Raw genomic sequence first — 13,360 nt, forward strand, 5'->3', positions numbered from 1 at the left:
CCTAGTCACGAGCAAGGCCTGGTTAGAAGGTGAACTTCACGGAGAAGCGTCCCGAGAAACCAGGATTGAAGATGGCGGCCTTCTTGTAGCGGTAGTCAAGCGCGCCAGAACCGAACGCGTTGACCATCGACTGCCAATCAAAGCCCTGATCGAGATTCACGTCCTGGAGGTTAATACCGTAAGAGTCGGAGAGATCCTCACGGTTGTAACGATCCCACGTGAACATGGAGGTCTTCTGGTTGAACAGGTTGAGCATGTTGAACTCGAACCGGAGCGACTTGCCTTCACCCACCTTCACGTTGTGAGCAACGAGGAGATCGGTCTGGCTGAACGTCGGTGTACGGCCAAGATCACCGCGGCCTTCCACGTAGATCGGAATGCCGTTGGATGAGACAACCTGTGTTGTGACGGGTGTGCCGCTCATCACGCGGAAGAATCCGCCGATTTCGGTCCCGAACTTAAACTGTTTGGCGCCGTAGAACTTAAGCACGTGCGGACGGTCCGTGGGCAGGCGACCGAACAGGCCATCGTTGCCGTGGGCGTCGTAAAGTGCTTCGTCAAGGTCGAAGTAACGGTTGGCGTTGCCACCCGAACGGTAAACCTGACCGAAGAAGGTCTGATTTCCGGCGAAGGTGCTGAGTCCCGGAGGACGGATTTCATCCGTGCTCTGGAGACCGGAGTAGTTGCCGTACAGACGGCTGTAGACGTAGCTGATGTTACCCAGCCAGCCACCGCCGAAGCGCTTGTTCAACGACAGTTCCATCGCGTCGTAGTCACGCTGAGCCTTCGGCTGAATGAAGGCGCAGCTACCAGCGACAGTGACGGTGCAGGTGGCGCCGGAAACCGGAGCGTATACATTGGTGCCTTCTCCGGGATTCCCGTAGCGGTACACTTCGTCGCCATTGGCGTCGAGTGCGCCCATGTCTTCAATGGTGCGGACCAGGTGGTTACGAACATACCGTCCGGTGAACACCATGTTGTTGAAGATTTCCCATTCCACGCCGGCGTTGATGGATTCCGTGCTCATCGGCTTCACATTGGGATCGAGATCTTCGAAACCAGGGAGACGACGATCGCGGTACTGGCCGGTGAGTAGGTTGGTACCAGGCATATTTTCGAGGTTGATGTTGTTCACGACGAGAGGATCGATCGTGTCGAGCGTGCGGTAGAACACGTGCCACAGATCGCCACCGAAGGTGCCGCGGGCCAGGTCGTACTTGGTCCAATCGTAGTAACGGCCCCATCCGCCGGAGATCTTCACCTTGCCGTTGCCAAGCAGATCGTAGCTGGCACCGAGGCGAGGAGCAATCTTGTCGCCGAAGCCGAACTGGAACGCGTACTTGGCAATGTCCGGCCGGAACGAGGGAATGGTTTCCTTCTCGAAACGAACGCCAGGATTCACGACCAAGCGGCCGATCTTCCAGGAATCCTGTACATAAATGTGGGTGATATTCGCGCCGGTGGTACCACGAGTCGCGAAGTCTTCCACGATGTAGTAGCCGTAAGCGCCGGTGGTGGTACCAGTGTTGCAACCCGCATAAGTGCAGGCCTGGTTCCAGTAGAGAGTAGTACGGCCCAACGGACCGAGAGCGCTGTCGTTAACGTTGTTAATGTTTTTCTGGGTTCCGACGCCGAACTTGAAGTTGTGCTGCCCGAGGAACCGAGCGACTTGGCTCAGATCGGCCTGCACGTATGCACGAGTGGTTGTGTCATGAAGCACGCGTGCCGCAACAGCGGAAGCCGATCCGGTCGCCCCGGCGAGTTCGGACGGGAAGTTCGGAATGCCCGACGCTTGGTTACCCACGCGAGTTTGCCACAGAGCGTCGACGCCGGTGTCCTTGTAGTTCAAGAAGTAGCGGCCGCCTTTGACACTCAGGAGCGTGGAGTTCGTCAAGGTGAAGTCCAACTGTCCTGTAACGTTGTTCTCCGCCTGACTATAACCAAGGCGATTGTTCTGAACGCTGGCTTCCTTGCTCTGGTTGGTCCTCAAAACTCCAAAGCCGAGAAATGCGGGCAATGCGCCTCTGAGGTATTCCGGAGTGTAGAGGAAGCTGAAGTTCATGCGGATACGCGAGGTGGGATCGAGCGACAGCTTACTGAACCAGTTCTGCTTAGTGAAGCTGCGGTCGAGGTTGCCGTTGGAGAACTGCGCCGGGGCGGTAATGTTTCCGGCGTCGTCGTACGTGGGCGTTACATCGGTGAACTGGTAGTTGTTACGCTGCGCCTGGAAGCGCGGCGAGAACGACGTGTAGAACCACATACGGTTCTTCACGATAGGGCCACCGAAAGAGCCGCCGAGCTCGTGAATATCGAGCTTCTGCTTGGGATCCTGGAAGTACGCAACGTCCTTTGAGCCAATGAAATCAGCCGGAACGTTTGGATCGAGGATCAAACGCTCAGTCGGACCTGCGCTGATCTTATTGCCGGAGAAGAGGTAGTGGAATTCGCCGTGGAAGTCGTTACCACCGGACTTGGTGATAGCGCTGACCACGCCGCCGAGTGCGCCACCGTACTCGGCATCAAGACCAGTCGTCTTAACCTGAACTTCCTGCAGGTAGTCGAACGTAGCGTTCTGGCGGCTGGAACCGTCGATTACGGACGTGGTGGAGACACCGTCGATGTAGTAGTTGTTTTCAGCGGCGGATGCACCGTTAATCTGGAACCCGCCCTCAAGCTGGCCGGTGTTGACGGACGGAGCAAGAACTGCAACGCCCTGGAAGTTGCGTCCCTTGGGGAGACGATCCATTTCTTCCACCGTAACGTTGGTCGCAACCATGTTGGTGCTGGTATCAATGAGGGGAGCCGCTTCGACGACTTCCACCTTCTGATCGACGCCACCAACCTTCAACTGGGCCTGCACGTTAATCGTCCTGCCGACCATGATTGCGACGTCGGGAACTTCATAACGGCTGAAGCCAGTCTTCTGGAAGAGGAGCGAATAGCGTCCCGGTTCCAGGTCGTTAGCATTGAAAGTACCGTCATTACGCGTTTTCGCGCTGAAGGTACGGTTGGTGTCCTTATTGGTGACGGTCACCGTGACATCAGGGACGACGGCACCGCTGGCATCTGTAACCACGCCAGTCACGTTGCCGAAGCGCTCCTGTCCAATCAGCGGCAGGCTGCCTATCACAAGAAACGCGCAAAGCAGTGAAAGCACTACTGCGCATTTCGTTGACGATAAACTCTTCACGTGTGTAACCCCCTAGTTAATTACGTCAGATTTGTGGGACGAACCCACTGGTGAGGCTCTGTGCTACTGGGATTAAGGAAGGCATTCTGCTGGCCAGCATTCAAAAATCGAGGGTAGGTAATGCATTCAATGCTTTACGGAGTTTGTTCGTTTGATGAGCAGGAGTTCTGTATGACTTTCTGGAAAGTGGGACGAAAGTCTATGAATTTTTCAATTTTTGGCCGTATTTTTACGAGGTTGTCGTTCTGTGAAGCGACACAAGTGTCAACGAAGGGATGAATATGCTCGATGCCGTGGCATAACGAACCTGAGACGTGACGTGATGTGAGAAATGGGGGATGAGGAAAATAGAAGTGGCAGTAACATCTGCGTTACCCGCCCACACTAGCTGTACGTTCATCACTCGACATCAAAACAATGGGCGCAAGATGAAGGACATCCGTAGTGTTAAGGCGAAACGAGGTTTCATGGGATGAAGCGATAAATCGGAGGATGAAGCAGGAGAGTAGAGAAACGGCGGACGGTTTCGTCCGCCGTATGGAGCAGATTAGTTCCGAAGCTTGATGCTCAGGTCTTTCAGCTGCGCTTCATTGACCGGGGTAGGAGCATCGACCATCAAGTCCTTAGCCTGGGCTGTCTTCGGGAACGGGATGACCTCACGCAGAGAGTCTCCACCGACGAGGATCATCACAATGCGATCGAGACCGAGGGCAATGCCACCGTGCGGCGGCGTGCCATAAGTGAGTGCCTCGAGGAAGAACCCAAACCGTTGTTCGGCTTCTTCTCTTGTCATGCCCAGTGCCGAGAAGATCTGCGATTGGATATCTTGCCGGTGAATACGGATCGAGCCCGAGCCAAGTTCGGTGCCGTTCAGGACTACGTCATAAGCATTGGCGCGGACTGAGCCCGGATCGCTGGTGAGTTTGTCCATATCCTGTTCATGAGGCGATGTGAACGGATGATGCGCGGCGGCCCAGCGATTGTTTTCGTCGTCGCGTTCAAACATCGGAAAGTCAGTTACCCACAGGAAGTGATACGAACTGGCCTGCTTCCGATCGCCGGCAAATAACTTGTGCCTGTCCGCAAAGCGACGTGCAAGTTCGAGACGGAATTGCCCAGCTGCGGTGTAGACGGCGACGTCGTGCTGTTTGACTTCAGGCTTAATCCCGCCTTCTGATCTGTGTTCCGAAGGTATCGCGCTGCCGGCAACAAGCACAATCAGGTCGCCTTCTTCGGCTCCCGTCGCCTGCTTGATCTTCGCGGTTGCTTCGGGGAAGGACTTTTCAAGCCGTTTGAAGTCTTCGAACAGCTTCGCGTCTTTGCGGTCGCCGAAGAGGGGCTTCAGGTCATCGCGTTCCTTGCGCGAGAGGTCGCCAACTTTCGGAATCCGGATGGCCATCACTGGCTGTCCGTTATTGATCTTTAGCGTGTCGAGGTTTTCAGGCGCAAAGAATTCGCGGACATCTGTCATGGCGGGTAGGCGGAGGTCAGGCTTGTCGGAGCCGTAAAGGCGCATTGCCTGGTCGTAGGTCATCTGCGGAAACGGCGTCGGGATGTCGACTCCCGCAACTTTAAACGCAGCCTTGAGAAAGCCTTCTACGACTTCGAACACACGCGCCTGGGTGGGAAAGCTCATCTCCAAGTCGATCTGTGTGAATTCGGGCTGACGGTCGGCGCGGAGGTCTTCGTCGCGGAAGCAGCGCACGATCTGGAAGTACTTGTCGAAGCCGGAGATCATCAGGATCTGTTTGAACAGCTGAGGCGACTGGGGCAATGCGTAGAACTGTCCCGGATGCACGCGGCTGGGGACCAGGTAGTCGCGAGCACCTTCTGGAGTGCTGCGAGTCATGAATGGTGTCTCAATTTCGAAGAAGCCCTGACTGGAAAGGTAATCACGAATCGCAAGCGCGACCTTGTGCCGCATCTCGATGTTGGCCTGCATCTTTTCGCGGCGCAGATCGATGTAGCGGTATTTCAGACGCATTTCCTCGTTGGGTAACACGGTGTCGCCCGGCTGAAAGGGAAGCTGCTGGGACTCGTTGAGAATCTTGAGTTCGCTCGCGACCAACTCGATCTCGCCGGTGGGCAAGTTCTTGTTCACAGTCTGCGCATCGCGCTTGGTAACCGTGCCGGTTACGGCGACAACGAACTCATTGCGAAGTGTCTCCGCTTTTTCGTGCAGCGCCTGACTGGAGGCATCGAAGACGACCTGTGTGACACCGGTGCGGTCGCGAACGTCAATAAAGATGAGCTGGCCGAGGTCACGGCGTTTATTAACCCATCCCATGATGGTGGCTGTGGTACCTGCGTCAGCGGCGCGGAGTGCTCCGCACATATGAGTACGTTTAGTGTCACCGAGAAAATCGAGTTGCACGGCTGGTTCCTTTGCGGTGATGTGATTAATCAGAATACAGGACGAGGCGCGTGACCGTCAGCAGTCTCGATTACATCGTGGACGCAATCGCATCCGCTTCCTTGCGGGCATTTGCGTCATTGGGGTTCTTGGTCAGTTCGGCGCGAAAGTAGTCCAGAGCTTCGCGGGTGCGTCCCTGCTGCTTCAGCACGAGGCCAAGCATGTAACGCGGGCCAAGCAGGCGGCTGTCGGTGGCGATGGCGCGGCGGAATGCGGCTTCAGCAAAATCAAGGCGCCCGAGATGCATCTCGCATTGTCCGAGGTAGTAGAACGTACCGGCATCGCTGGCGTCGAGCGATGCTGCCCGGCGGAAGAAGTGCGCTGCTTCCGAGTACTTTTCCTCCTGGAACAGCGCGTAAGCCAGATTGTAGTTGGCCCAATAAAAGCTCGGGTTGCGATCGAGTATCCTCGCGTACAGGGCCGTGGCTTGGCGGAGCATTCCACGTCTCTGTGTCTCGTTGGCGAGATTGTTAAGCGCCAGGTTGTTATTCGGCGCGATGTTCACCCCCCGACTGTAGAGAACGAGATTGTCAGCCCAGTAGAGTGACTGCCAAATCGTCAGACAGAGGAAGACGGCCGCGACAGCGGCTGTAACCATCCACAGTGTTCGGGACGACTTCAGCCGCGTAATAGCGATTGCCACCAGCAGGGCAAATCCGATCGAGGGAACGTACAGATAGCGGTCGTGGGCGATCTCTCCATCGAAAAAGAACGTGAAATTCAGCAGTGGTAAAAGCGGCAGGACAAGCAGCACCGAGGCGAAGGCAACAAGGCGGTCGCGCGTCTTCCACCACCAGAAAAACAAACCCGTTGCGGCGACAATCACTGCGAGCAACGGAATCCAGAAATGATGAAGGTCCGGACTGGTGACGTACGGCGTGTCGTAAAAGGCGCTCAGGCCAACTGGGACCACGAGCATCTTCAGATAGAACCAAAGCACCGACGGGATCGTGAGCAGGTTGACGCGCAGACTTAACTCATGGAGTGGATGAGATAGTCCATTAAGCGCAACGTAGCGCAATCCGAGATACGCCATCGTGACGGCAACGTAAGGGAATGTCGGAACCAGGGACGTCCAGAAGCGCGCTGCGATGGTCGGACGGTCTTCGCGTGGGTTAAGCCAGCAATAGGCGAAGATCAGCGGCAGCATCAAGACAGATGTTTCTTTCGAGAAAATGGCGAGCGCAAATAGCAGCAGTGACCAAGCGCGCGCATTGTTCTTGCCTTCCCGCCAATTGAGGAAACCGAGAAACGCCCCAAGCAACAGAACCGCGAACAGGGATTCGGTGACTCCGGAGACCCACGCAACGGCTTCAATGTGCGCCGGATGAAGCCCGAAGACGAGGGCGGCGATGAAGGCGATATCTTCGCGGGAACTCAACCGGCGCGCCAGGCGAAAAACCATGAACGTAGCGAGCAAGTGGAACAAGACAGTCGTGAGATGCCAGCCGAGCGGATGAAACTCGAAGAGCGCATGGTTGATGCGCATCCACAGCATAAATATAGGCCGATAGTAATTTCCGACTGCATTCGGATTGATATGCGCCCAAACCTGCATGTTGAAGTAATAGGGCACATACTTCCAATGCTCGATCAGTTGATTTCCGACGATCTGAGCTTCGTCGTCGTACACGAACTGAAATTGCAGGGTGCTGACGTAAGCAAGAAACGTCAGCCCGAGTACCGCGATGAGCGGAGTTGCGGGCGGAAGGCGGCGGACCTTGGGTTCGGAGTTCAGAATGCTAGCTATTGTAGCTAGCTATGCGGCATATGCTACTGACGTAAGTGTCTCTACCCGTGCCAAAAAGTATTCATCCGGTTCGGTCGTGAAAATGAGGGTAGGGCACTCGGTTGCCGGGAGTTCCTGGTCTGGATTGAAGATCATTGCGATCACCTGGCTTTCATCGGCTTCCTTGATCTCGTCGCAGAAGCGAGCGGCCTGTTCGCCGAAACCGTTCAGCGACACTACTACAAGCCCGTAACGATGGGGTGACCACTGCTCTCGGCCGGAGTCAATGTTATCGGCGGGGATGACCTTGTATCCGTTGCGAACGAGGGTACGGTTGTGGCGGTCGCGCGCAGTCGAGGGAGCTTCCACCAGGAGCACGTCACGTTTCTGACGAGCTGGTCGATGAGGGACAGGTCGAGTCATTCGCTTTACATACAGACGCGACTACCCCTGTGGAAGTTGTCGTGTACTCTCTGAATTCAGCAACAGCTCACGATTTTCCGGGGAAATAAGTACTCCACTTAGCCGAATTCTAAGGTTTTACACCTGCTGCTGCGGGTGCGCCGGGCGGAGGCGGAATCGTAATGTCGATATTCGTAACCGCGCCCAAAGCTGCAAGCTGATTTCCGATTTCCCCGGGATTCCCCACCACGAGAATCGCCAGCTGATCGGGATGCACATATTTCTGCGCCACGCGAAGAACATCAGCGACCGCAACCTTATCTATAGCTGCACGATACCGCTCAAGAAAATCAACAGGGTATCCATAGAATTCGTAGCGCATCTTTTCAGCGAGTACTTTCTGCTTCGAGTCGAAGTTGAAAACGAAGGAGTTCAGGATCGAGTCTTTCGCCCGCTTTAACTCTTCCGCCGTAGGCGGAGCGGCGATCAAATCCGCCAATTCCTTTTTCAGGGACTGGATAGATTTTGCGGTGGTTTCACTTTTCGTGCCGATACTGTACTGCTGAATGCCGAGGTGGTCCCAGGCAGAACCGACACCTCCGCCGACGGAGTAGGCCAGGCCCTGCTTCGTACGCAGATTGCTGAACAGGCGGGACGCAAAGCCTCCACTCAAAATCTCATTCATGACGGAAACGGCGAAGTAGTCCGGATTGTCGCGCCGAATCCCCAACGTGACCAACTGGACGGAGCTTTGGTCTACGTCTTCCTTGGCTATGAAGTAAATGCCAGGTTTAGCGGGTTGAAACTCGATGTTCGGATCGGTCGCCTTGGTACCCTTCGGCCAACTCTCAAAAGCCTTGCGGATGGCTGCTTCCATCTGTGCAGGGTCAAAATCGCCGTAAATACCCAGAATTGCATTCTCCGGGTGCATGAAACGCGCGTGCCAGTCGAGCAGGTCCTGGCGAGTGACAGCGAGGACCGTGGCGTACTCATCGATTCGAGCGTATGGATTGTCGGCGCCATAAGCCAGTTTCACCGACTCACGGCCGGCGATGTCATCGATATCGTCGTTGCGCCGCGAGATGGCTGCAAAGAGCTGTTTCTTAATCAGGTCGATTTTGTCGTCGCGAAACGCGGGTTCGAAGGTCAGTTCGCGGAAGGCGGAGAAAACCTGATCGAAATCGCCCTTCAGGCAGTTGAATGAAATGGACGTGGAATCGTCGGACGACCCGGTTTCTATCTTCGCGGCACGGACCTCGAGGAAGTCATCGAGTTCGTCGCCAGTGCGCTGCTTCGATCCGCCGGTGCGCCAAACCGTTCCGTAGATGTCCATCAAACCCGTCTTCTCTTTGGGTTCCACGCGAGAACCGCCACGGACGCGAAGAGTTCCGCCCACTACCGGCAATTCATGGTTTTCCTGCAGGAATACGACCATGCCGTTATTGAGGACGATCCGCCGGGGCTGCTGAGGCTCAAACTTGGGCAGGGGCGGGATGGCGATCCTGCTGACCTCGTTTTGCTGTGCCTTGGTTTGCGTGGGGGCCTGTTGGCTCTTCTTGGGAACCGGGGCAGGTTCCTTCGCCGTCTGCGACGCAGCAGTGCACAGGCCAATGGAAGACATCATCAGGAAGATTGCGAAGCTGCGAATGAGTCTGTTCATGGAGTCCTTCATTGCGGTTGCTGCTGATTCTGAGATTGTGCTCCGGGTTGCTGGCGCGCTGCTGCCGGACGGGTGGTCTCCAGGATGCCGACTGTACGGTTCGTGTCCACGAACGTGGCATTCGCTACACGGCGAATGTCGGCCTTCGTGACCTTCTCGATCTTGTCGATCTGGTGGAACATCTCACGCCAGTCGCCGAAGCGGGCCTGGTACACGGCCAGTTGGGAAGCCAGACCGGAGTTGCTGCCCAGGCTGCGGATGAGGCCAGCCTTGGCACGCGTCTTCACCATCTGAAGTTCGTCGTCAGTGATGTCCTCGTTTTTGAGACGTTCGATCTCGACGCGCAAAGCTGTGCGAATCTCGTCAGCCGTGTGCTCGCGGTTTGGGATCCCGTAAAAAGCGAACAGGTGCGGATACTTAATGCCGGGCAGACCGCTGAAGCCGCCGGCCTGAAGGGCGATTCGCTTGTCGCGCACCAGCGAACGGTAAAGACGAGAGGTGCGTCCGTTTGAGACTACGTCGCTAATAGCGTCGTAAACCACGTCATCCTTGTTGCGGTAGTCAGGACGGTGATAGCCCTCGATGTATACCGGCTGACTCATCTCGCGCAGAACTACCTGGCGCTCGGAGGTTTGTGGCGGCTCAGTGGTGAGAGCTTCATCCGGTTGTGGCCGTTTCGGCAACCGCCCGAAGTACTTCTCGATCACGGGCCAGGTCTTCGCAAACTCGATATCACCTACGACGGCGATGGTCATGTTCGTGGGCACGTAATACTTGCGGTAGAACTCCATCGCTTCCGTAGCCGAAAACGAGTGGAGATCGGATGGCCAGCCGATTCCCGGAGTGCCGTACGGATGCGCGGTGAATGCAGCCGATTGGAACTGCTCCAGCAGTCGTCCGATGGGGTTACTCTCGACACGCATGCGGCGCTCTTCGTAAACGACGTCGCGCTCCTTGTAGAACTCCCGCATTACCGGTTGCAGGAAGCGCTCCGACTCAAGGTAAGACCACAACTCAAGCCGGTTCACCGGCATGGAGTAGTAATAAGTGGTGTCGTCTTCCGATGTGCTGGCGTTCAGTCCGACGCCGCCGTTACGCTCGATATAGTCGGGGAACTGGTTCCGGATGACGTATTTTTCCGCTTCGGCGGTCAGATCCTGCCACTGCTTTTCCAGTTCCGCGAGTTTCTTCGGATCTTGACCCACGCGCTTGTCGCGCTCCGCGATGTAGGCCGCATAGGCCTTTTCGATCTTCTCGAGCACGATTTTCTCGGCGGCGTAGTTAGTGGTGCCGATGCTGTCCGTGCCTTTGAAGGCCATATGCTCGAACATATGTGCCAGGCCGCTGGCGCCCTTGGGATCCTGTGCTGACCCGGCGTCAACCAGGGTGAAGAAGGAAAAGACTGGCGCTTCCTTCCGTTGCATCAGGATCACCGTGAGCCCGTTGGGCAGAGTGCGAACCTGGATACGCTTTTCGAACGAGGCGACGTCCTGCGCGTACATTGGCAAGAGAGTCAGCAGGAGTGCACAGAGGAGGAACTTCCGAATCATGAGGCCTCCGGAAACCAAACAGTCTAACAGCTTCAATAAAGGCGCGCAGGCCGACGCGCTCAGAGCAAAGCACCGCGCAGAATGAAGTGGGCAATGCTGAAATAGATTACCAGTCCGGTCACGTCCACAAGCGTGGCGACAAAGGGCGCGGAACTGGCAGCTGGGTCGAAACCAAAGCTACGCATGACGAACGGAAGCATGCTGCCGGCAAGACTGCCAAACAGGACCACGCCGATTAGACTCGCCCAGATGGTGAACCCAACCAGCAGGTAATGCTCACCGTAATTCGTGATTCCCAGATGTTGCCATAGGACGACCCGGACAAAGCCGATGGACCCGAGAACTGTACCCAGCGCGACTCCGGTCAGTACTTCACGATGAAATACCCGAAACCAATCACGAGGTCTCACTTCTTCCAAAGCGAGCGAGCGAATGATCAACGATGCTGCCTGTGAACCGGAATTTCCGCCGCTGCTAATGATGAGCGGAATAAACAATGCCAGGACGACGGCGCTCGCAATCTCGTGTTCGTAGTAAGACATCGCCGTAGCCGTCAGCATTTCACCGAGGAAGAGAAGCGCGAGCCATCCCCCCCGCTTGCGAACCATCGACGGGAAGCTAACCTGGAGGTACGGGCCGGAGAGTGCCTCCAAGCCGCCCATCTTCTGAATGTCTTCCGTGGCTTCCTTTTCGGCCACGTCGAGCACGTCGTCGACGGTGATGATGCCGAGCAGGACGCCATCCGATCCGACCACGGGAAGAACGTTCAAATCGTAATGTTCGACGGTCCGCACGGCGACTTCGCGGTCGTCGAATGCAGAAACCGACTGAATACCAGATTCCATTAATGTGGTGACCGGCGTGTCCGGATGCGTGAAGATCAGCTTCCGCAAGTAGATTCTGCCGACTAGCTTCCCTTGGCGATCAGTAACGTAGACCTGGTCGAAGATCTCAGAGTCGCGGCCATACTGGCGGATGTGGCGTGTCGCCTGCGACGCGGTCCACTCCGGACGCACCGAGACGTAGTCGGGCGTCATCAATCGGCCGACGCTCTGCTCGGGGTAGCCGAGCAGGTTTCTGGCCTCGGCGAGATCTTCGGGACTGAGCAGGTTCAGGAGCCGGCGCGTGGCCTGGCTCGGCAGTTCGGACAAAAGCTCCGTGCGGTCATCGGGTGAAAGATTTGCCAGTAGCTGGCGGGCTTCTTCGTCGGTGAGATTCTTGAGGAATTCATCGCGAGTGCCGGACTCCATATACGCGACTGTGTCGGCCGCAAGTTCACGGGGAAGGATGCGGAAGAGCAGTACGCGATGGGATTTCTCGAGTTCCGGCAGGATATCCGCCAACTCCGGAGCAGGGAGCTTGGACGCAGTGGCACGCACGGCCTGCCAATTGCGGTCGGTGATCAGGCGTGCGAGTTCCTGTGCGACGGTTTCTGTTTCCATGCCGCTCCCCCTTCCACTTATAACATTGGCACTCCTCGCGCGGCGTTGAAACTTCCGAGGCGTCCGCTGTCCTCTGCTAGCATGACTAAGTGGCTTCCGAACGCAAAGGTCTCATTGAGCAGTTCTTCGACTTCTACTCGGTATACTTCGGAGTAACCGCACCGCCCCCTGCCAAGCAGAAATTGATGTTGGCCGCACTGGTCTTTTTCTTTGTGGGATTGGCGCTGGTGTTGTTCGTCGTAGCCGAACTCGTCAGCAAACTTTAAACGTCAAAGAGCCGGTATGCCGCAGGCGGCTGTTGCTCCTGCAAAAGGTGGAGCGCTACGTTGTACACCGGCACCCCGCCCACTGTCTTTCCTTCGCGTCCGCCATGATGTGCATGTCCGTGAACGATAAGATTGGCACCATGCCGGTCAACGACTTCCGCGAGCCGAGAGGTCCCGAGGTAAGGGAAGATCTCTGGCGGCTCTCCCTGAACCGTTCCCACAATCGGCGCATAGTGAAGTACCACCACTCGTTTCTCTGTCCTCAACTGTGACATGGCGCGCTCCAGCTTAAGGGCTTCGTCAATCGCGGATTGGACCAGGCGCTTGATCTCGGGTTCGCCAAAGGCGGTCAGAACACCGCGGCCGAAGCCGCCAATAAAGCCCTTGGTTCCTGCGAAACCGACGCCGTCGCGCTCGTAGCCGGTGCCGTCGAGCACTTTGATTCCCTCCACGGTCATCATCTTCATGAGTTCATCCTGCTGGCCGCTTTCGTAGTCGTGGTTTCCGAGTACCGCGACTATGGGGATACGCAGGCGGACGAGAACATTCAGCAACCCTTCCATCTCGCTCGTCTTTCCGTAGTTCGTCAGATCGCCCGCGAGCACCAGTACGTCTGCGTCCTGGCGGACACGTTCCATGGTGACCTTGATGCCTTCGTAAGCGGCTGGCGTGAAATGCAGATCAGCTAACGCAGCGATTCTCATGGCT

9 protein-coding genes are annotated in these 13,360 nt (G+C 56.4%); 1 reads left to right on the top strand and 8 read right to left on the bottom strand.

Annotated elements, in window-relative coordinates; translation table 11 throughout:
• Positions 1-22: 22 nt before the first annotated feature.
• The 7 genes from VN577_00600 to mgtE form a co-directional block, all read right to left on the bottom strand.
• On the bottom strand, positions 23-3,157 hold the full coding sequence (locus VN577_00600) for a TonB-dependent receptor (GenBank protein ID HWR13296.1): 3,135 nt from the start codon (positions 3,155-3,157) through the stop codon (positions 23-25).
• 580 nt (positions 3,158-3,737) lie between these two features.
• Positions 3,738-5,564, bottom strand: coding sequence for an aspartate--tRNA ligase (aspS, locus tag VN577_00605; GenBank protein ID HWR13297.1), 1,827 nt, complete (start codon positions 5,562-5,564; stop codon positions 3,738-3,740).
• A 70-nt stretch (positions 5,565-5,634) separates the two neighbouring features.
• The gene (locus tag VN577_00610) at positions 5,635-7,236 is read right to left on the bottom strand and encodes a tetratricopeptide repeat protein (protein HWR13298.1); all 1,602 of its coding nucleotides are present in this window, start codon (positions 7,234-7,236) and stop codon (positions 5,635-5,637) included.
• Positions 7,237-7,362: 126 nt separating this feature from the next.
• Positions 7,363-7,755: a hypothetical protein gene (locus VN577_00615; protein HWR13299.1), complete on the bottom strand. Its 393-nt coding sequence runs from the start codon at positions 7,753-7,755 to the stop codon at positions 7,363-7,365.
• Between the two features lie 109 nt (positions 7,756-7,864).
• Entirely contained in the window at positions 7,865-9,394 is a 1,530-nt protein-coding gene (locus VN577_00620; protein HWR13300.1) for a pitrilysin family protein, read from the bottom strand.
• Positions 9,395-9,402: 8 nt separating this feature from the next.
• On the bottom strand, positions 9,403-10,944 hold the full coding sequence (locus VN577_00625) for a pitrilysin family protein (GenBank protein ID HWR13301.1): 1,542 nt from the start codon (positions 10,942-10,944) through the stop codon (positions 9,403-9,405).
• Positions 10,945-11,003: 59 nt separating this feature from the next.
• Positions 11,004-12,386, bottom strand: a complete 1,383-nt coding sequence (gene mgtE / locus VN577_00630) for a magnesium transporter (GenBank protein HWR13302.1) — start codon at positions 12,384-12,386, stop codon at positions 11,004-11,006.
• Between the two features lie 89 nt (positions 12,387-12,475).
• Here mgtE and VN577_00635 point away from each other — a divergent pair, with 89 nt between their 5' ends.
• Positions 12,476-12,652: a hypothetical protein gene (locus VN577_00635; GenBank protein ID HWR13303.1), complete on the top strand. Its 177-nt coding sequence runs from the start codon at positions 12,476-12,478 to the stop codon at positions 12,650-12,652.
• On the opposite strand, the gene VN577_00640 is transcribed toward VN577_00635, so the two are convergent.
• Positions 12,649-13,356: a metallophosphoesterase gene (locus tag VN577_00640; GenBank protein HWR13304.1), complete on the bottom strand. Its 708-nt coding sequence runs from the start codon at positions 13,354-13,356 to the stop codon at positions 12,649-12,651. The genes VN577_00635 and VN577_00640 overlap by 4 nt on opposite strands.
• Between the last annotated feature and the right edge of the window lie 4 nt (positions 13,357-13,360).

It is taken from the genome of Terriglobales bacterium, assembly GCA_035561515.1.
In the GTDB taxonomy this organism is placed as follows: domain Bacteria; phylum Acidobacteriota; class Terriglobia; order Terriglobales; family Acidobacteriaceae; genus DATMXP01.